We start from the raw sequence: 20383 nt of genomic DNA on the forward strand, positions 1-20383 counted from the left end.
TATGCCTGTAGACCGGAGGGTGAGATCCGGTTTACAGGTCGGATTTTATTATTCGTCGGCGGCGTAGCCTTGTGGCGGCAGACGAACGCCGTCCAGCCATGCTGCGTTATCACGCATCTTCAGGCGACCATCGGTAAACCAGCTTACCACCAGCGGGTAAATGGTATGTTCCTGGGCCTGAACCCGTGCCGTGACATCATCTTCGCTGTCGCCTTCAAATACCGGAACCTTAGCCTGGAGAATAACCGGCCCACCGTCCAGTTCATCGGTGACGAAGTGGACGGAGGTTCCATGTTCTTCATCGCCATTTTCCAGCACCTGGCGGTGCGTATGCAGGCCTGGATACTTCGGCAATAAAGACGGGTGGATATTCAGCAATCGCTCAGAATAGTGCGCGACAAACGCCGGGCTGAGGATGCGCATATAACCGGCCAGCACCACGACATCAGGTGAATAAGCGTCAATTTCCTGAATCAGCTGGCGGTCGAAGGCTTCGCGACTGGCAAACTGGGCGGCTTCCAGCGAGTGCGCCGGAATATTCGCTTCGCGTGCACGCTCAAGGCCGAACGCATCGGCCTTGTTACTGAATACTGCACGTAGGGTGCCATTGATTTTTTTCTGTTCGCAGGCGTCGATCATCGCCTGCAAATTGCTTCCGTTGCCGGAAATGAGCACCACAATGTTTTTCATTCAATGACCACACGCTGTTCGGAATCAGAAGCTTTGATGATACCGATTTTCCATGCGTTTTCACCTTTCTTATTGAGCAAAGCCAGGGCTTTGTCCACTTCCGGAGCTGGCAGGGCAATAACCATGCCTACGCCGCAGTTAAAGGTGCGATACATTTCATGCTGGCTGACGTTACCCGCCGTTTGTAGCCAGTTGAAGACGGCTGGCCACTGCCATGAAGATTCGTCGATCACGGCCTGCGTGTTGTCCGGCAGAACGCGTGGAATATTTTCCCAGAAGCCGCCGCCGGTCAGATGGGCAATGGCATGCACATCAACCTTCTCGATCAGTTCCAGAATGGATTTTACGTAAATGCGGGTCGGAGCCAGCAAGTGATCGGCCAGCGATTTGCCTGCAAGCTCGGTGGTTTCCGGGTCACAACCGCTGACTTCAACAATTTTACGCACCAGAGAGTAGCCGTTGGAGTGCGGACCGCTGGAGCCGAGCGCAATCAGTACGTCGCCGTCAGCCACTTTAGAACCGTCGATAATCTCTGATTTTTCGACGACGCCGACGCAGAAACCTGCCACGTCGTAATCTTCGCCATGGTACATCCCCGGCATTTCAGCTGTTTCCCCACCGACCAGCGCACAGCCAGACTGCAGGCAGCCTTCGGCAATCCCGTTAATGACGCTGGCTGCGGTGTCCACATCCAGTTTGCCGGTTGCATAGTAGTCGAGGAAGAACAGCGGCTCAGCGCCCTGAACCACGAGGTCGTTGACGCACATTGCGACGAGGTCAATGCCGATAGTGTCGTGGCGTTTCAGATCCATCGCCAGACGCAGTTTTGTGCCAACGCCATCAGTGCCGGAAACCAGTACCGGTTCACGATATTTTTGCGGCAATGCGCACAGCGCACCGAAGCCACCCAGACCACCCATAACTTCCGGACGACGCGTTTTCTTTACTACGCCTTTGATTCGATCAACCAGAGCATTACCTGCATCAATATCAACACCGGCATCTTTGTAGCTAAGAGAGGTTTTATCGGTCACTGCCTGCTTCCCCACATGTTTACTTGCAGTAAAAGTTAAATTCGGCGCAATTCTAACAGGGAAAGCAAACGTTTGCGAGCCTGCTCTGCATCAAGTTTTATCTGCTGATTTTTTCAGCATTTTACAATCATTTATCTATTTGTTTGAACTGCGCCACGAAAATGAAACCGGGTACAGTCTTGTGCTTGAAACCTGCCAGCCGAATGCACAGTATCGTACTGAAACCGGTTTCTGTTTTCTGTTACGAACCTCACTGAGAGTGTTTTGCGCAGACTCATCACGATAGGGGAAGGGGATGTCAGGATTTAAAGCAGATTTCATGTGGGGTGGAGCTGTCGCCGCTCATCAACTGGAAGGTGGCTGGCGGGAGGGCGGTAAAGGTATTAGCGTTGCCGATGTCATGACGGCGGGGGCACACGGCGTAGCGCGTGAAATTACTGACGGTGTGATTGCCGGTAAAAACTATCCTAACCACGATGCCATCGATTTTTATCATCGCTATAAAGACGACATCAAGCTGTTTGCTGAAATGGGGTTTAAATGTTTTCGCACTTCCATTGCCTGGACGCGGATTTTCCCTTTAGGCGACGACGCGCAACCTAATGAAGCTGGCCTGCAGTTCTATGATGATCTGTTCGACGAATGCCTGAAATATGGCATTGAGCCGGTGATTACGTTGTCGCACTTCGAGATGCCCTACCATCTGGTGACGGAATATGGCGGCTGGCGCAACCGTAAGCTGATCGACTTTTTTGTCCGTTTTGCCCGGGTGGTTTTCACTCGTTATCAGCACAAAGTGAAGTACTGGATGACGTTTAATGAGATTAACAATCAGGCAAATTATCACGAAGACTTCGCGCCCTTTACTAACTCTGGTCTGAAATACCTGCCCGGTGAAGATCGCGAACCGGTCATGTACCAGGCGGCGCACTATGAGCTGGTAGCCAGCGCGCTGGCAGTAAAGGCCGCACGCGAGATTAACCCGACGCTGCAAATTGGCTGCATGATTGCGATGTGCCCAATTTATCCGCTGACCTGTGCGCCGAACGACATGATGATGGCGATGAACGCCATGCATCGCCGCTACTGGTTCACTGACGTACACGTGCGCGGCAAATACCCGCAGCATCTTCTCAATTACTTTGCCCGTCGTGGCTTTGAACTGGATATCACCGAGGAAGACCGTCAGGCGCTGACCGAGGGCTGCGTTGATTACATCGGCTTTAGCTATTATATGTCTTTCGCGACCCAGGCAACGGCGGACAACCCACAGCTGGATTACGACGAGTCGAAAAGTCTGGTTTCTAACCCGTACGTGCAGAAATCGGACTGGGGCTGGCAGATTGATCCCGTCGGTCTGCGCTATTCGCTGAACTGGTTCTGGGACCATTATCAGTTGCCGCTGTTTATTGTAGAAAACGGCTTTGGTGCGATTGACGTGCAGCAGGCCGACGGCTCGGTGGATGATTCCTATCGTATTGACTATATGGCCGCGCATATCCGCGAAATGAAAAAAGCGGTGGTGGAAGATGGCGTGGATCTGATGGGCTATACCCCGTGGGGCTGTATTGATTTAGTCTCGGCCGGGACGGGGGAGATGAAAAAACGCTACGGCTTTATCTATGTTGATAAAAATAATGACGGGAGTGGGACATTAGCACGCTCGCCGAAGAAATCTTTTTCCTGGTATCGAAACGTCATCCAAACTAATGCTGAAAACCTATAAAATTCATAGCATTGATAACAAGCCCCGCACTTATAGCGGGGCTTGTTTTATACTCATCATCCGGACGCAAACGATTTTGGTTGATCCATATCAAGCGTATCCAGTGTTGCGCCAGAGACGAAAAGCGGTATAATCCGGCGATTTTTTTGTGGTTGCCACTCGTCTGAGGAAAGGAGAAGAGTATGAAGATCGTGGAAGTCAAACACCCACTCGTCAAACACAAGCTGGGACTGATGCGTGAAAACGACATCAGCACTAAACGCTTTCGTGAACTCGCCTCGGAAGTTGGCAGTCTGCTGACTTATGAAGCAACCGCTGGTCTGGAAACCGAAAAGGTGACCATCGAAGGCTGGAACGGTCCGGTTGAAGTTGACCAAATCAAAGGCAAAAAAATCACCGTTGTGCCAATCCTGCGTGCGGGCCTGGGCATGATGGAAGGCGTACTGGAAAACGTTCCGAGCGCGCGTATCAGTGTGGTGGGTATGTACCGCAATGAAGAGACGCTGGAGCCGGTTCCGTACTTCCAGAAGCTGGTCTCTAACATTGATGAGCGTATGGCGCTGATCGTTGACCCGATGCTGGCAACCGGCGGTTCCGTTATCGCTACCATCGACCTGCTGAAAAAAGCAGGCTGCAGCAGCATTAAAGTACTGGTACTGGTTGCCGCGCCGGAAGGTATCGCGGCGCTGGAAAAAGCGCACCCGGATGTCGAGCTGTACACCGCCTCCATCGATCAGGGACTGAACGAGCACGGATACATTATTCCTGGGCTCGGCGATGCCGGCGATAAGATTTTTGGTACCAAGTAAATGAATAAATAAAAAAAAGCCGACTTTAAGAGTCGGCTTTTTTTTGAATAAAACAACCCAATCGCTAATAACAAACAACACTCAGAGGAAAACACTATGACGCGCCGTGCTATCGGGGTGAGTGAAAGACCGCCGCTTTTACAGACAATCCCGCTTAGTTTGCAGCACCTGTTCGCCATGTTTGGCGCAACGGTACTGGTGCCAGTCCTGTTTCATATCAACCCAGCTACCGTTCTGCTGTTTAACGGCATTGGTACGTTACTGTATCTCTTTATTTGTAAAGGTAAAATTCCGGCTTACCTCGGTTCAAGCTTTGCGTTTATCTCCCCGGTTCTGCTGCTGCTGCCGCTAGGATATGAAGTGGCGCTGGGCGGTTTCATTATGTGTGGCATCCTGTTCTGCCTGGTTTCGTTCATCGTTAAGAAGGCCGGTACTGGTTGGCTGGATGTCATGTTCCCGCCTGCGGCGATGGGCGCAATCGTTGCCGTCATCGGTCTGGAGCTGGCGGGTGTCGCTGCGGGTATGGCGGGATTACTGCCTGCTGAAGGACAAGCGCCAGACTCAACAACCATCATCATCTCAATGGTGACGCTGGCGGTGACGGTATTTGGTTCCGTACTGTTCCGTGGCTTTATGGCGATTATCCCGATTTTGATTGGGGTGCTGGCTGGGTACGCGCTCTCCTTCGTGATGGGCGTTGTGGACACCACGCCGATAGCGCAGGCTCACTGGTTTGCTCTGCCAACGTTTTACACGCCGCGCTTTGAATGGGTCGCTATTCTGACCATTCTGCCTGCGGCGCTGGTGGTTATTGCTGAACACGTCGGGCACCTGGTGGTAACGGCGAATATCGTGAAAAAAGATTTGATTCGCGATCCTGGCCTGCATCGATCTATGTTTGCTAACGGTCTGTCGACGGTGATCTCCGGCTTCTTCGGTTCTACGCCGAACACCACGTACGGCGAGAACATCGGCGTTATGGCGATTACCCGCGTTTACAGTACCTGGGTTATTGGCGGCGCGGCGATTTTCGCCATTCTGCTCTCCTGCGTCGGTAAACTGGCGGCGGCGATCCAAATCATTCCACTGCCGGTCATGGGCGGTGTATCTCTGCTGTTGTACGGCGTGATTGGCGCTTCCGGTATTCGCGTGTTGATCGAGTCAAAAGTTGACTATAACAAAGCACAGAACCTGATCCTGACCTCGGTCATTTTGATCATCGGCGTCAGCGGCGCGAAAGTTCACATCGGTGCTGCTGAGCTGAAAGGCATGGCGCTGGCGACCATTGTGGGTGTCTGTCTGAGCCTGATTTTCAAAGTGATCAGCCTGCTGCGCCCGGAAGAAGTTGTCCTCGATGCTGAAGATGCTGACAGCCCGCAACACTAAGTCTCTGACCGGGTAGCAATGCTGCCCGGTTCTATCGCGACGCATTTCTGTGTTAAACTCAACGCGATTTTATGAAATCCTGGGTTGAGGTATCTCTGAACACACCGGCACAGCTCTCTTTGCCACTTTATCTTCCTGATGACGAAACTTTCGCAAGTTTCTGGCCGGGGGATAACTCCTCTTTACTGGCTGCACTGCAAAACGTGCTGCGTCAGGAACATAGCGGGTATATTTATCTCTGGTCGCGTGAAGGTGCTGGCCGTAGTCATTTGCTGCATGCAGCCTGTGCGGAACTGTCCGCGCGCGGCGATGCGGTAGGCTATGTGCCGCTCGACAAACGCACCTGGTTCGTCCCCGAGGTGCTCGACGGGATGGAGCATTTATCGCTGGTATGCATCGATAACATCGAATGTGTGGCCGGTGATTCGCTGTGGGAAATGGCGATCTTTGATCTCTACAACCGTATCCTGGAGTCGGGGAAAACACGCCTGCTGATCACCGGCGATCGTCCACCAAGACAGCTGAATCTGGGATTGCCAGATCTCGCTTCGCGTCTGGACTGGGGACAAATCTACAAGCTACAGCCGCTTTCTGATGAAGATAAACTGCAGGCGTTGCAATTACGCGCAAGGCTACGTGGGTTTGAACTGCCGGAAGATGTGGGCCGCTTCCTGCTTAAGCGTCTGGATCGGGAAATGCGTACGCTGTTTATGACGCTGGATCAGCTTGATCACGCATCGATCACCGCCCAGCGTAAGCTGACCATTCCGTTCGTAAAAGAGATACTGAAGCTGTAAGTGCCGCAGCCGAAAAACTGCGGCAGTCTTAAGATTAACCAATAATTTCCAGCACTTGCTCAGGTGGGCGACCAATCCGTGCCTGACCTTTCGCTACCACAATCGGGCGCTCCATCAGTTTTGGGTTTTCTACCATTGCCTGAATCAGCGCATCTTCGCTCAGATTTTTGTCCGCCAGGTTAAGCGACTTATAGAGATCTTCTTTCTGGCGCATTAGCTCACGCGCGCTGGACATACCCAGCATCTGCAGAAGTTCACGCAGGGTTGCTGCATCAGCCGGCGTTTCCAGATACAACACCACTTCCGGGTCCACGCCGTTGGACTTCAGTAATTCCAGCGTTTCACGGCTCTTGGAGCAGCGTGGGTTATGGTAGATTTTAATCGCGTCTGACATGACTTCTCCTTGCATAACAATACTGCCGGATGGCGGCCTAAAGGCCTTATCCGGCCTACAATCGCGTCTGATATAGGCCGGATAAGACGCTACAGCGTCGCCATCCGGCAAGGGTTCGATAATTACATCTTGGTGTACGGTTTAAAGCGCTCTTGCAGTTGGCGCAGTTGGTCGATACGGGCATCGTATCTGGCCTGCTGCTGGCTGCCTAGTTTCACCTGAGCACTGGCGTTGCTGAGCATCGAGATCGCCTGATCAAGACGTCCGGCGAGGGCATACCCTTCCGCGCGCGCCGCCAGTTCCTGATCGCGGTTATTCAGATTGGCTTCCGTTTGGGCTAACAGATCCCAGCCGTTGGTGTCATCTTTATGATTAAACGTATAGCGATTCAGGATGGTTGCCGCCTCTTTGGCTTGTCCGCCCTGTAAATAGGCATTCGCCAGGTTGAGCTGCAGTACCGGATTGGTACGCAGGTCACGGGCGTTTTTCAGGCGATTAATGGCATCGCTGGTTTTCTTCTGGCCGAGATCGATATCTGTTGCCAGGTCGAGATACCATGCATTATTCGGATCTGCCGCGAGCAGCGGCTGTAGCGCTTTACGTGCTTCGTCGTATTTGCTGGCTTCCATCGCTTGCAGCGCCCGGCCATACTGCGCAGCGCGCTGTTCGCGCACGTTACCTTTCGACCAGTTATCCAGTAGATCGCTGGTTAACTGGTTGCGGCCTGAATTGTACATGCCCAGGGTGCGCGCTTTGGCCAAATAGAAATCTTCTGAAGATTGTACTACGACCGGGCGCATCTGGTTGGCGCGGTTACGGGCATCCGACAGGCGGCTTTCAGGCAGGGGGTGAGTCAGCAAAATTTCCGGCGGACGCGAAGAGTAACGGGCCTGATCGAGCAGTTTTTCGAGGAACGTCGGCATGGCCTGGGGATCGAATCCCGAACGTTGCAGCACCTGAATACCGATGCGATCTGCTTCCTGTTCGTTCTGCTGAGTAAAGCTAATCATTCCCTGGCGCGTACCCGCCAGCGTACCGGTTAGCGCCGCCATCCCTGCCTGCGGGCTGGCCATCGCTAATAAAATCGAGCCTAATGCGCCAACCCATGTCAGCGGTGCGCTACGTTTCTGATCTTCCATCGCGCGCGCCAGGTGGCGCTGCGTGACGTGAGAAATTTCGTGCGCCATTACCGACGCCAGTTGGCTTTCGTTATCGGAATAGCGGAACAGTGCGGAGTGCAATACAACGTTGCCGCCAAAAAAAGCGAAGGCGTTTATTTCATCGTTGTTAATTAAAAAGAAAGTGAAGGGTGTTTTTACCGAATCTGCATGCGAAACCAGGCGCATCCCCAGAGCATTAATGTATTGGGTCAGCAACGGATCGTTAATTAACGGCGCACTACCGCGCAGCTGGCGAACGTAATAATCGCCCATCTGCATTTCTTGTCCAATTGAAAGCGTACTGCCTGCCGACGTTCCCATATCAGGCAGGGTGTCCGCAGTATCAGCAAATGCGGGCGCAACCTGACCGACGGTCAGTGCAGCAATGAGGGTAGCAACCAGGTTTTTTTTCAACTGCCTGAACATAACCTCTGTCCTGTATTCTTTTTTGAGATAGCCATTTGACCAATGCCGTGAAGTATCGTTCACACTCCGCAAGCTTAGCGAGTGTAACTGCGAAACCTGACGATGAACACCCAGGAAAAATGTCTTTTCACTTTGCGTAATCAGCCATAAAAAGCGAAGTCTTTTTTGTGACATTTCGATACAATTCGGGATCGCAATCCCGCTATTGAGGTTCAGGGAAGGTTTTATGCTCGAAATGTTGACGCAATGGTATCGCCGCCGCTTTAGCGACCCTGAGGCTATTGCCTTGCTGATTATTCTGGTTGCCGGTTTTGGCATCCTGTTCTTCTTTAGTGGTCTGTTAGCGCCGCTGCTGGTCGCGATTGTGCTGGCTTATCTGCTGGAATGGCCTACCGCCCGGCTGGAAAATATCGGTTGCTCGCGGCGTTGGGCGACGTCAATTGTGCTGGTGGTGTTTGTCGGCATTTTACTGCTGATGGCGTTTGTGGTAATGCCGGTCGCATGGCAGCAAGGCATCTATCTGATCCGCGATATGCCTGGCATGCTCAACAAGTTGTCTGACTTTGCCGCTACCTTACCGCGACGTTATCCGGCGCTGATGGATGCGGGCATCATTGATGCGATGGCGGAGAATATGCGCTCGCGAATGCTCACCATGGGCGATTCGGTGGTGAAATATTCGCTGGCTTCACTGGTCGGTTTACTGACGCTGGCGGTGTATCTGGTGCTTGTCCCACTGATGGTATTCTTTTTGGTGAAGGATAAGAGCCAGATGTTGAATGCTGTGCGCCGGGTGCTGCCGCGAAATCGTGGACTGGCAGGACAAGTCTGGAAAGAAATGAACCAGCAAATCACCAACTATATCCGCGGTAAAGTACTGGAGATGGTGGTGGTCGGTGTTGCAACCTGGCTGGGCTTCCTGATGTTTGGCCTTAACTACTCTCTGCTGCTGGCGGTGCTGGTGGGGTTCTCTGTGCTAATCCCGTACATCGGCGCGTTTGTGGTAACGATTCCGGTTGTTGGTGTGGCGTTGTTTCAGTTTGGACTCGGAACGGAGTTCTGGAGCTGTTTCGCCGTGTACCTGATAATCCAGGCGTTGGACGGCAATCTGCTGGTTCCCGTACTCTTCTCCGAAGCCGTAAACCTGCACCCACTGGTGATTATTCTGTCGGTTGTTATTTTCGGCGGTCTGTGGGGATTCTGGGGGGTATTCTTTGCCATTCCGCTGGCGACGCTAATCAAAGCCGTGGTGCATGCCTGGCCGGATGGTCAGACGGTTGACGATCGCTAGTCCATCAGTTCCGATGGCGCCATGCCGTCGGAACTGAACTTGTCTGACCTCTATCCTCACTTTCTGAATAATTTCCTCCGGTATCGTTTTTCTCCGTGTTTGTCTTTAATTTGGCCCTCGTGATGTTTTTTCGTCACGCAAGGAATAAGGCCAACAGGAGAACAACATGGGTCACAACACACACACGCAGCAAAAGGCGGGATGGGGCGGTTATCTCGCTTTTTTTATTACGATTATTCTTTTTTCCGGCATGTTTGCGAAAAGTACCGAATGGTGGCGAGTTTTTGACTTCACCGTCCTCAACGGCGCGTTTGGGTCGATTAATGCCGCAGGCGATACGGCGGTCTCTTTTCGCGGCTCTGGAGGGATGGGGGCCAAAGACGGCTTCTTATTCGCGCTTGAGCTGGCACCTTCCGTCATTCTTTCTCTCGGGATAATCTCCGTCACTGAAGGGCTGGGCGGTTTGCGCGCGGCGCAACAGTTGATGACGCCGGTCCTGCGCCCGTTACTCGGTATTCCGGGTGTTTGTTCGCTGGCGCTGATTGCGAATTTGCAAAATACCGATGCTGCAGCAGGGATGACCAAAGAGATGGCGGAAGAGGGCATTATTACTGAACAGGAACGCGCCATATTTGCCTGCTGGCAAACCAGCGGCAGCGCGTGTATTACCAACTATTTTTCCTCGGGTGCTGCGCTGTTTACGATGGTTACCGTGCCGGTGATTACGCCGCTGGCGGTGATCCTTGTCTTCAAATTTGTGGGGGCGAATCTGCTGCGTCTGTGGATAGCGCAGCTGGAAAACCGCCGTCTGCAGCAGGAGGTCTGAGATGACAACGCAGGTACGTAAAAACGTCATGGATATGTTTATCGATGGCGCACGGCGCGGGTTTACAATTGCTACAACCAGCCTGTTACCTAACGTGGTGATGGCGTTTGTGATTATTCAGGCGCTGAAGGTGACGGGATTGCTCGAGATTGTCGGGCGGGTGTGCGAACCGGTGATGGCGCTGTGGGGGCTACCGGGGGAATCTGCCACCGTGCTGCTGGCGGCGGTGATGAGTATGGGAGGCGGCGTCGGCGTTTGTGCCAGTCTGGTTGTTGCTGGTACGCTTTCGGGACATGATGCGACTGTATTGCTGCCGGCTATCTACCTGATGGGCAATCCGGTGCAAAATGTGGGACGCTGTCTGGGGACTGCGGGGGTCCATCCTCGTTATTACTCGCTGATTATTGCGGTATGCGTTATTAATGCGCTGCTCTCTATTTGGGTTATGCAGGTAATTGCCTGACAAGGAAGGTTATGAACTGTTCCATTCTTAATTTGACGTTGTTCCAGCAGGGACACGTGTACGCGCCGGAAGATTTAGGCCGCCAGGATATTCTGGTGTCTGGCAGTACAATTGTTGCCATCGCGCCGTCGATTTCTCCTGAAGACTTCCCCGGCTGCGAGTGCATCCATCTTGACGGTGCGATTGTGTGCCCGGGGTTTATCGATCAGCACGTCCATCTGATTGGCGGCGGCGGAGAGGCAGGGCCACATACCCGTACGCCTGAAGTGCGCTTGTCGCGACTGGTTGAAGCCGGTATCACTTCCGTCGTGGGATTATTGGGAACGGACGGGATTACCCGTCATCCTGAGTCGTTGCTGGCGAAAACACGTGCGCTGGAGTTTGAAGGCATCAGCGCATGGATGCTGACCGGGGCCTATTCTCTGCCATCTCCGACCATCACCGGCAGTATCGATCGCGACGTGGCGCTGATCGATAAAGTTATTGGCGTGAAATGTGCGGTTTCGGACCATCGTTCCTCTGCCCCGGACACCTCGGCGCTGGCGAACATGGCGGCGCAGTCGCGGGTTGGTGGATTGTTAGGGCGCAAGCCGGGGATCAGCGTTTTCCACATGGGTGACAGCCCGCGCATGCTGGAGCCGTTGTACAACATCCTCGAGTGCTGTGATGTCCCGATTACCAAACTGTTGCCGACACACGTTAACCGTGCACAACCGTTGTTCCAGGCGGCGCTGGAGTATGCCCGCCAGGGCGGTTATATCGATATTACCAGCAGCATTGATGAGCCAGTCGATCCGGCCATGGCCATTGCCACGGCGCTGCGCCAGAATGTGCCATTGTCACGCATTACCCTGAGTTCGGACGGCAACGGAAGTCAGCCGGAATTTGATACGTTTGGTAATCTCACCGGCATTGGTGTCGCAGGGTTTGAATCTCTGGCTGAAACGGTGCGCCAGTTAGTGAAGGTGCATGCTGTGCCGCTGGAACAGGCGCTGTGTCCGCTGACGCGTACGGTCGCAGAATTTTTGGGGCTCGAACATAAGGGGCGTCTGGCGGCGGGATGCGATGCGGACATTCTGGTGCTTAACGATGCGCTGGAGGTTAATCACCTGTGGGCGAAGGGAAAAGCTGTGGTCAGAGAGAAGAAAGCCTGCGTAAAAGGGACGTTTGAATAAACGCTTATGCGGATGTCAGCCTGAAAAAGTACAGATTCATGTTTATGCCGGGTGGCGGCTACGCCTTACCCGGCCTACAAGTTTCGCAATATTAATAAACTGCCCAGGCCTGATAAGCGAAGCGCCATCAGGCTTTTTCCAGCAAAACGTAAATCAGGCGTTCTCTTTCAGCCAGTTCAGTACCACGTCGTGGTGATTACTGGTTTTGAAATCATCAAACACATGTTCAATTTTGCCTTCGGCATTAATCAGGAAGCTGATGCGGTGGATGCCATCGTAGGTCTTACCCATAAATGACTTTTCACCCCAGACGCCAAACTGCTCGCAAACCTGATGATCTTCATCAGACAGGAGCGTGAAGTTAAGCACTTCTTTCTCCGCAAATCGGGAAAGCTTTTCTGGTTTATCGGTGCTTATACCCAGCACTTCAACACCGGCTTTTTTTAACTGATCCATGTTATCGCGCAAGCCACAGGCCTGTACAGTACAGCCGGGCGTCATGGCTTTCGGGTAGAAATAAACCAGAACACGCTGTCCCTGGAAGTCGGTTAAATTTACTTGTTCTCCGTCTTGATCCGGCAAGCTAAATTTCGGTGCGATATCACCGGCTTTCAGTGGGTTCATTACTTAACTCCATCCTGTTCATCATGCTGTGAGTAATTGACGACGTTAATACTGCCTTGCGCATTGAGTTCTGTACAGAGTGCTTTAAACGCATCCTCAATATTTGCCGAATCATGTGACGCAGGACTATGTGCGGTAATTTGAATAAACAACTGTGCAGCCTTGCCGTTTTCAGCCGGCTGTGTGCGCGAAACCAGTTCCGCAATATTCATTTGGTGGCTGTCAAACAGGGCGGTAAAGCGCTCAATCAAATGAGGCGAGTCGGGGACATCGACCTGTACCCATACCGTGGCGGGCATCGCCGGGCGGGGACGCGCGGTCGTACGCTTCATCACAATCAATAAATCCAGCTCTGCGCCTTTCAAAGGCAAGGTTGATTCAATCAGGGTGATGGCATTCCAGGTTCCGGATAACAGCATGATAAACGTAAACTCGTCACCCAGCATGGCCAGTCGGCTGTCTTCGATATTACAGCCACAACTGCTGACATGACGGGTGATAGTGTTCACAATTCCCGGGCGGTCAGCACCCAGCGCAGTAATGACCAGATAGTGTTGCGATGGCGATGTCAAACCTGTTCTTCCTTTGAGCGGTGAGGTAATCATAAGGAAAGCATAAAAAAAACATGCATACAACAATCAGAAGGGCTATGGTCGCTTGCTTTTATTGTCGTACCAAACGTACCATTGAGACACTTGTTTGCACAGAGGATGGCCCATGTTCACGGGAAGTATTGTCGCGCTTATTACGCCGATGGATGAGAAAGGTAAAGTCTGCCGGTCGAGCCTGAAAAAACTGATTGATTATCATGTCGCCAGTGGCACCTCGGCGATCGTTTCGGTTGGCACCACCGGTGAGTCCGCTACCCTGAGTCATGATGAACATGGCGATGTGGTAATGATGACGCTGGAGCTGGCCGATGGGCGTATTCCGGTTATTGCCGGAACGGGCGCCAATGCGACCGCAGAAGGCATTAGTCTGACGCAGCGTTTTAACGACAGCGGTGTTGTCGGCTGCCTGACGGTGACGCCTTATTACAACCGCCCAACTCAGGAAGGTTTGTTCCAGCATTTCAAAGCCATCGCGGAACATACTGACCTGCCGCAAATTCTGTATAATGTGCCGTCCCGTACTGGCTGCGATATGCTGCCGGAAACCGTGGGTCGCCTGGCGAAGGTAAAAAATATTGTCGCTATCAAAGAGGCCACAGGGAACTTAAGTCGTGTTCACCAGATCAAAGAGCTGGTTTCAGACGATTTTATTCTGCTTAGCGGTGATGATGCGACCGGACTGGACTTCATGCAGCTTGGTGGTCATGGCGTGATTTCCGTAACGGCTAACGTTGCGGCACGTGATATGGCCGAAATGTGCAAACTGGCGGCAGAAGGGCATTTTGCCGAGGCGCGGGTGATCAACCAACGTCTGATGCCGTTACACAACAAACTATTTGTCGAACCCAATCCTATCCCAGTGAAATGGGCATGTAAGGAGTTGGGACTTGTGGCGACCGATACACTACGTTTGCCGATGACGCCAATCACGGACAATGCTCGTGATATCGTCAAAGCGGCGCTTAAGCATGCCGGTTTGCTGTAAAGTTTAGGGAGATTTGATGGCTTACTCAGTACAAAAGTCGCGCCTGGCCAAGGTTGCGGGTGTTTCGCTTGTTATGTTGCTCGCGGCCTGTAGTTCTGACTCGCGCTATAAGCGCCAGGTGAGCGGTGATGAATCCTATCTGGAGGCCGCACCGCTTGCTGAGCTTCACGCGCCAGCTGGGATGATTCTACCGGTTATGTCGGGTGATTATAACATCCCGGTAACCAACGGCAGCGGTGCCGTGGGTAAAACGTTGGATATTCGCCCACCGGCTCAGCCGTTAGCATTAGTTACTGGCACCCGTACTCAGATCGCGGGCGATACAGCGACATTGTTGGTCGAAAATGGTCGTGGCAACACGCTGTGGCCGCAGGTCGTGAGCGTTGTTCAGTCTAAAAACTACACCATCGCGAAACGTGATGATGCCAGCCAAACGCTGACCACCGATTGGGTTGACTGGAACCGTCTGGATGAAGACGAACAGTACCGTGGACGTTATCAAATCTCGGTTAAACCGCAGGGCTATCAGCAGGCGGTGACGGTGAAGCTGCTTAACCTCGAGCAGGCGGGTAAACCGGTAGCCGATGCGGCATCAATGCAGCGTTACAGCGCTGAGATGATGAACGTTATCTCTGCTGGTCTGGATAAGAACGCCACTGACGCCGCGAATGCCGCGCAGAACCGTTCTGCCGCGACTATGGACGTTCAGAGCGCCGCCGATGACACCGGTTTACCGATGCTGGTGGTACGTGGACCGTTCAACGTGGTATGGCAGCGTCTGCCGGCAGCGCTGGAAAAAGTGGGCATGAAAGTGACCGACAGCACCCGTTCTCAGGGCAGCATCGCTGTGACTTACAAACCACTGTCAGACAGTAACTGGCAGGAGCTGGGCGCGAGCGATCCGGGTCTGGTATCCGGCGACTACAAACTGCAGGTCGGTGATTTAGACAACCGCAGTAGTTTGCAGTTTATCGATCCGAAGGGGCATACCCTGACGCAAAGCCAGAACGACGCGCTGGTCGCCGTCTTCCAGGCAGCGTTCAGTAAGTAAAAAAAAAGGGCTGGATAACTCCAGCCCTTTTTTTCTGATATGATACGCAAACGTGTGCGTCGGCAGAAAAACGCAATATTTATCGTTAATTCACACCCAGGAGTAATAAAGATGCAAAAGCAAGCTGAGTTGTATCGTGGTAAAGCGAAGACCGTATACAGCACGGAAAACCCGGACCTGTTGGTGCTCGAATTCCGCAATGATACGTCAGCAGGGGATGGCGCGCGCATTGAACAGTTTGACCGTAAAGGCATGGTGAACAACAAGTTCAACCATTTCATTATGACTAAACTGCAAGAAGCGGGCATTCCTACCCAGATGGAGCGACTGCTTTCTGATACCGAATGTCTGGTGAAAAAACTGGAGATGGTACCGGTTGAATGTGTGGTACGTAACCGCGCGGCAGGCTCACTGGTTAAGCGTTTAGGCGTTGAGGAAGGTATTGAACTGAATCCGCCGCTGTTTGATCTGTTCCTGAAAAACGATGCTATGCACGATCCAATGATTAACGATTCCTATTGCGAAACCTTTGGTTGGGTGAGCAAAGAGAATCTGGCGCGTATGAAAGAGCTGACCTACAAAGCTAACGACGTGCTGAAAAAAATGTTTGATGACGCAGGTCTGATTCTGGTCGACTTCAAACTTGAGTTTGGTTTGTATAAAGGTGAAGTGGTGCTGGGTGATGAATTCTCACCGGACGGCAGTCGTCTGTGGGACAAAGAAACGCTGGATAAAATGGACAAAGATCGCTTCCGCCAGAGCTTGGGCGGGTTGATCGAAGCCTATGAAGCCGTCGCGCATCGTCTGGGTGTGAAGTTAGACTAATCCTCCCTCTGAGCCGGCGATCGCTCTCCGGCTCATCAATCCCGCTGATTTTGATTACTGTTTCTTATGGTAATCCTGTTCCGAACCGCCTACGATCATCATCATAATGAATAAAAAGTTGAGGTGATTATGCGCTGGCAAGGGCGTCGTGAAAGTGACAATGTGGAAGACAGACGAAACAGCTCCGGCGGTGGCCCCTCTATGGGCGGCCCTGGTTTTCGTTTGCCCAGTGGTAAAGGCGGCATCATCCTGCTAATCGTGGTGCTTGTCGCAGGTTATTATGGCGTGGATCTCACCGGATTAATGACCGGTCAGCCTGTTTCCCAACAGCAATCATCACACTCCATCAGCCCAAATGATGATGAAGCAGCGAAATTTACCTCGGTAATTTTGGCCACCACGGAAGATACCTGGGGACAGCAGTTTGAAAAAATGGGGCGGACCTACCAACAACCGAAGCTGGTGATGTATCGCGGAGCAACGCGAACCGGCTGCGGCGCGGGCCAGTCCGTGATGGGACCGTTTTATTGCCCGGCAGATGGCACGGTATATATCGACCTCTCATTCTATGATGACATGAAAAACAAACTGGGTGCCGATGGTGATTTTGCTCAGGGTTATGTTATCGCCCATGAAGTGGGTCACCATGTGCAGAAACTGCTGGGTATTGAACCGAAAGTTCGCCAGATGCAGCAGAATGCCTCACAGGCTGAGGTAAATCGTCTTTCCGTGCGTATGGAACTGCAGGCGGACTGCTTTGCCGGCGTCTGGGGCCACAGCATGCAGCAGCAGGGCGTGCTGGAGTCTGGTGACCTGGAAGAAGCGCTGAACGCCGCTCAGGCCATTGGCGATGATCGCCTGCAGCAGCAAGGGCAAGGGCGCGTTGTACCGGACAGCTTTACCCACGGTACTTCTGAACAGCGTTTTACCTGGTTCAAACGCGGTTTTGACAGCGGCGATCCGGGACAATGTAATACGTTTGGTAAAGGCATTTAAGATACTGGGGCAGGGATGTCTGATAACACAGCACTGAGCGCGTTAACCGAACAGATGGCTCGCGAGGGTATTCGTCGTCTGCTGATTATTAGCGGCGAGGAGAACTGGTGTCAGGGGCAGGCGTTAGCACTACGCGACATATTACCCGGCGACTGGTTGTGGGTAGGGGCGCATGCCCCTGCTGAACCGAACTGTACGCCACAGGCGCTGCAAACGTTACTGGGGCGCGAGTTTCATCATGCGGTTTTCGACGCCGGGCAGGGATTTGACGCTGCGGCGTTTGCCGCCTTAAGCGGTACGCTGATCGCCGGGAGCTGGCTGGTGTTGCTGACTCCGTCGTGGCATACCTGGCACACGCATCCTGATGCAGACTCACTGCGCTGGAGCGACTGTGCAGAACCCATTCCTACACCGCACTTTGTTGAACACCTCAAACGGGTGATTTCCCTCGATAGACAGGCTCTACACTGGCAGCAGCATCAGCCGGTTTCCTGTCCGCACTTTCCTGCTCGCGCAGCCTGGCTCGCGGCAACCGGCGAACCCCAACCAGAACAGGCGATGATATTAAATCATTTGCTGGCTATGCCTCCCGGTGTGGTTGCGGTGACGGCCGCACGGGGTCGGGGCAAATCCGCGCTGGCCGGGCAGTTGATTTCTCGTATGACGGGGACGGCTATCGTTACCGCTCCGGCGAAAGTGGCAACCGATGTACTGGCGCAATTTGCTGGGGAACGCTACTGCTTTATGGCGCCGGACGCGCTGTTAGCCAGTGCTGAAACGGCTGACTGGCTCGTTGTTGATGAAGCCGCCGCGATACCCGCGCCGCTGCTGCTACAACTGGTGGCGCGTTTTCCCCGCACGCTGTTAACGACAACCGTTCAGGGCTATGAAGGAACCGGCAGAGGGTTTTTGCTGAAATTCTGCGCCCGCTTTCCCAATTTGCGACGCTATGAGTTGCAACAGCCCGTGCGCTGGGCGCAGGGATGTCCGCTGGAGAAAATTGTCAGCGATGCACTGGTGTTTGATGACGAAACGTTTACGCATGCCCCATCGGGGGGGTTGCACTTCCCGGCGTTTGAGCAACACGCCTGGCATACAAACCCGGCGCTGCCGTTAGCGGTATATCAGCTGCTTTCCGGGGCGCATTACCGTACCTCACCGCTGGATCTGCGACGCATGATGGACGCGCCGGGGCAGCATTTTCTGCAGGCTTCGGCTGTTGATTCGGTCGCGGGAGCCGTCTGGCTGGTCGATGAAGGGGGATTATCCGCAGAATTAAGCCAGGCCGTCTGGGCCGGATATCGCCGACCCAGAGGTAATCTTGTTGCGCAGTCGCTGGCGGCGCACGGCGGTGACCCCCTGGCGGCGACGCTCGTCGGGCGACGGGTCAGTCGAATTGCGGTTCACCCCGCGCGACAACGGGAAGGTATTGGGCAACAGCTGATTATGCAGGCCCGGCGCTATTGCACGCAGTGTGACTATCTGTCCGTCAGTTTTGGTTATACGGCTGAACTTTGGCGTTTCTGGCAACGCTGTGGTTTTGTGCTGGTGCGGATGGGCAACCATCGCGAAGCCAGCAGCGGTTGTTATACCGCCATGGCGTTGCTACCCATCAGCGAAGCGGGAAAGCGCCTCGCCGGGCGAGAGCATCAGCGTTTGCGCCGGGATGCGGAAATCCTGGCGCAGTGGATCGATGAGCGCATCCCGCTTACCCCGTTGAAAGAGACTACGCTTAATGAGGATGACTGGGATGAGCTGGCTGGGTTTGCCTTCGCGCATCGACCACTATTAACATCACTGGGCTGTCTGAGCCGTCTGCTTGAGTACAGCGAGTTACCCCTTCCGGCATTGCGCGGACGTATACAGGCTAAACGCAGCGATGCCGAATTGTGCCAACAGCTGAAGGTCTCAGGTCGTAAAGCACTGCTGGTCATTCAGCGCGCTGAAGCGGCACAGGCCTTAAATCAGTTGGATGCTGAGCGTGAACAGCGGCTACATAATCGCATTATGCAATGGCAATTTTTTCACTAACTTCTTCAATTTCCTGGCATGGTCATTGCGGTTAAGCGGCGTAGAATGATTCTCATCAGTTAAGGAGATCGCCATGAAACATGACCATTTTGTTGTTCAAAGTCCCGATAAACCCGCTCAACAGCTATTGTTGCTGTTTCATGGCGTCGGCGATAACCCGGTTGCCATGGGCGAAATTGGCTCCTGGTTTGCGCCGCTGTTTCCGGATGCGCTAATCGTCAGCATTGGCGGGGCAGAGCCTTACGGTACGACTTCCGGACGTCAGTGGTTTTCGGTACAGGGCGTAACGGAAGAGAACCGCCAGGCGCGTATTGACGCGATTATGCCGGTGTTTATCGAAACCGTTCGCTACTGGCAAAAACAAAGCGGCGTTTCACCGCAGGCTACCGCGCTGATTGGCTTTTCTCAGGGTTCGATTATGTCGCTTGAGAGCATCAAAGCCGAGCCGGGGCTGGCATCGCGGGTCATTGCCTTCAATGGTCGCTATGCCACCTTACCGCAGGTTGCAACTACCGCAACGACGGTGCATTTGATTCACGGTGGTGAAGACCGGGTGATAGAACTCTCCCATGCCGTTGCCGCGCAGGAAGCATTAATTGCTGCGGGTGGGGATGTGACGCTGGATATCGTCGAAAACCTGGGGCACGCCATTGATGAACGCAGCATGCAGTTTGCGCTCGATCATCTGCGTTTTACCGTACCGAAGCATTATTTTGATGAAGCGCTGAGCGGCGGTAAGCCTCATGATGATGATGTGATTCAGATGATCTGATTGATAACCGTAGGCCGGATAAAACGCGAAGCGTTGCCATCCGGCACTTAATGCCCGGTGGCGCTAACGCTTACCGGGCCTACGGGACTTATCCGGCCTGGAAATTATTTCTTCGGTTGATCCTTGTTCGGCCAATCGTCATCATCGTCCCATTTATCGTTAAAGTCGCGATGCGGGGGAAGCTCCGGCTTGTTGGCCAGATATTTCTTTGGATCGACGCGCTTGAGATCTTTGATAACGTTAAGCAACACGCCTACCAAAAACACCAACACTAAAATCCACCAATATTTTGCTAGCCAGTCCATGCATTT

General features: G+C 53.3%; 21 protein-coding genes. 14 read left to right on the plus strand and 7 right to left on the minus strand.

From position 1 onward, the window contains the following. Window positions 1–48: 48 nt before the first annotated feature. A complete protein-coding gene (gene purN, locus I6L54_RS08170; RefSeq protein WP_040233482.1) occupies window positions 49–690 on the minus strand; it encodes a phosphoribosylglycinamide formyltransferase in 642 nt (213 codons plus the stop codon). Continuing rightward, complete coding sequence (gene purM / locus I6L54_RS08175) at window positions 687–1724, minus strand: phosphoribosylformylglycinamidine cyclo-ligase (protein ID WP_040233483.1); 1038 nt, start codon at window positions 1722–1724, stop codon at window positions 687–689. Before purM ends, purN begins: the two co-directional genes overlap by 4 nt. A gap of 295 nt (window positions 1725–2019) precedes the next feature. On the opposite strand from purM, the gene I6L54_RS08180 reads away from it, so the two are divergent. The 4 genes from I6L54_RS08180 to I6L54_RS08195 all read left to right on the plus strand — a co-directional run bounded on the left by I6L54_RS08180 (window position 2020) and on the right by I6L54_RS08195 (window position 6442). Then, window positions 2020–3450: a 6-phospho-beta-glucosidase gene (locus I6L54_RS08180; RefSeq protein ID WP_040233486.1), complete on the plus strand. Its 1431-nt coding sequence runs from the start codon at window positions 2020–2022 to the stop codon at window positions 3448–3450. A 182-nt stretch (window positions 3451–3632) separates the two neighbouring features. Next, window positions 3633–4259 carry a uracil phosphoribosyltransferase gene (gene upp, locus I6L54_RS08185; protein WP_003037929.1) on the plus strand — a complete coding sequence of 209 codons (627 nt, stop codon included), beginning with the start codon at window positions 3633–3635 and terminating at the stop codon, window positions 4257–4259. A 96-nt stretch (window positions 4260–4355) separates the two neighbouring features. Then, window positions 4356–5645, plus strand: a complete 1290-nt coding sequence (uraA, locus tag I6L54_RS08190) for a uracil permease (protein WP_005121873.1) — start codon at window positions 4356–4358, stop codon at window positions 5643–5645. A gap of 95 nt (window positions 5646–5740) precedes the next feature. Beyond that, window positions 5741–6442, plus strand: a complete 702-nt coding sequence (locus I6L54_RS08195) for a DnaA inactivator Hda (protein WP_211924219.1) — start codon at window positions 5741–5743, stop codon at window positions 6440–6442. A gap of 34 nt (window positions 6443–6476) precedes the next feature. Here the strand turns inward: I6L54_RS08195 and arsC are convergent, their stop codons facing one another. Together arsC and bepA are read right to left on the minus strand one after the other, a co-directional pair. Beyond that, window positions 6477–6836 (minus strand): arsenate reductase (glutaredoxin), encoded by a 360-nt coding sequence (arsC, locus tag I6L54_RS08200; RefSeq protein WP_040233488.1) that lies wholly within the window; start codon window positions 6834–6836, stop codon window positions 6477–6479. 122 nt (window positions 6837–6958) lie between these two features. Continuing rightward, on the minus strand, window positions 6959–8422 hold the full coding sequence (gene bepA, locus I6L54_RS08205; protein ID WP_040233490.1) for a beta-barrel assembly-enhancing protease: 1464 nt from the start codon (window positions 8420–8422) through the stop codon (window positions 6959–6961). A 226-nt stretch (window positions 8423–8648) separates the two neighbouring features. Here bepA and I6L54_RS08210 point away from each other — a divergent pair, with 226 nt between their 5' ends. The 4 genes from I6L54_RS08210 to iadA all read left to right on the plus strand — a co-directional run bounded on the left by I6L54_RS08210 (window position 8649) and on the right by iadA (window position 12177). Beyond that, a complete protein-coding gene (locus tag I6L54_RS08210) occupies window positions 8649–9713 on the plus strand; it encodes an AI-2E family transporter (protein ID WP_005121878.1) in 1065 nt (354 codons plus the stop codon). Between the two features lie 166 nt (window positions 9714–9879). Next, a complete protein-coding gene (locus tag I6L54_RS08215) occupies window positions 9880–10539 on the plus strand; it encodes a nucleoside recognition domain-containing protein (RefSeq protein ID WP_040233492.1) in 660 nt (219 codons plus the stop codon). A gap of 1 nt (window position 10540) precedes the next feature. Continuing rightward, window positions 10541–11002, plus strand: a complete 462-nt coding sequence (locus I6L54_RS08220) for a YjiG family protein (RefSeq protein WP_005121881.1) — start codon at window positions 10541–10543, stop codon at window positions 11000–11002. A gap of 11 nt (window positions 11003–11013) precedes the next feature. Further along, entirely contained in the window at window positions 11014–12177 is a 1164-nt protein-coding gene (gene iadA, locus I6L54_RS08225; RefSeq protein ID WP_040233493.1) for a beta-aspartyl-peptidase, read from the plus strand. 153 nt (window positions 12178–12330) lie between these two features. Here iadA and bcp read toward each other — a convergent pair whose 3' ends face one another. Together bcp and I6L54_RS08235 are read right to left on the minus strand one after the other, a co-directional pair. Continuing rightward, entirely contained in the window at window positions 12331–12801 is a 471-nt protein-coding gene (bcp, locus tag I6L54_RS08230; RefSeq protein WP_005121883.1) for a thioredoxin-dependent thiol peroxidase, read from the minus strand. After that, complete coding sequence (locus I6L54_RS08235) at window positions 12801–13373, minus strand: glycine cleavage system transcriptional repressor (RefSeq protein ID WP_005121884.1); 573 nt, start codon at window positions 13371–13373, stop codon at window positions 12801–12803. The genes bcp and I6L54_RS08235 overlap by 1 nt, the downstream gene beginning before the upstream one ends. 145 nt (window positions 13374–13518) lie before the next feature. Between I6L54_RS08235 and dapA the strand changes: the two genes are divergently transcribed. The 6 genes from dapA (at window position 13519) to ypfH (ending at window position 20072) form a co-directional block, all read left to right on the plus strand. Continuing rightward, window positions 13519–14397 (plus strand): 4-hydroxy-tetrahydrodipicolinate synthase, encoded by an 879-nt coding sequence (gene dapA, locus I6L54_RS08240; protein WP_005121885.1) that lies wholly within the window; start codon window positions 13519–13521, stop codon window positions 14395–14397. A gap of 16 nt (window positions 14398–14413) precedes the next feature. Beyond that, entirely contained in the window at window positions 14414–15448 is a 1035-nt protein-coding gene (gene bamC / locus I6L54_RS08245; protein WP_005121886.1) for an outer membrane protein assembly factor BamC, read from the plus strand. Between the two features lie 111 nt (window positions 15449–15559). Further along, the gene (purC, locus tag I6L54_RS08250) at window positions 15560–16273 is read left to right on the plus strand and encodes a phosphoribosylaminoimidazolesuccinocarboxamide synthase (protein WP_003835086.1); all 714 of its coding nucleotides are present in this window, start codon (window positions 15560–15562) and stop codon (window positions 16271–16273) included. 129 nt (window positions 16274–16402) lie between these two features. Then, on the plus strand, window positions 16403–17269 hold the full coding sequence (ypfJ, locus tag I6L54_RS08255; protein WP_005121887.1) for a KPN_02809 family neutral zinc metallopeptidase: 867 nt from the start codon (window positions 16403–16405) through the stop codon (window positions 17267–17269). A 15-nt stretch (window positions 17270–17284) separates the two neighbouring features. Beyond that, window positions 17285–19300 (plus strand): tRNA(Met) cytidine acetyltransferase TmcA, encoded by a 2016-nt coding sequence (locus I6L54_RS08260; RefSeq protein WP_005121888.1) that lies wholly within the window; start codon window positions 17285–17287, stop codon window positions 19298–19300. A gap of 73 nt (window positions 19301–19373) precedes the next feature. Continuing rightward, window positions 19374–20072, plus strand: coding sequence for an esterase (gene ypfH / locus I6L54_RS08265; protein ID WP_005121890.1), 699 nt, complete (start codon window positions 19374–19376; stop codon window positions 20070–20072). A gap of 104 nt (window positions 20073–20176) precedes the next feature. On the opposite strand, the gene I6L54_RS08270 is transcribed toward ypfH, so the two are convergent. Further along, entirely contained in the window at window positions 20177–20377 is a 201-nt protein-coding gene (locus I6L54_RS08270; protein WP_003037974.1) for a membrane protein, read from the minus strand. Window positions 20378–20383 lie beyond the last annotated feature (6 nt).

The organism is Citrobacter pasteurii (genome assembly GCF_019047765.1).
Taxonomy (GTDB): Bacteria; Pseudomonadota; Gammaproteobacteria; order Enterobacterales; family Enterobacteriaceae; genus Citrobacter; species Citrobacter pasteurii.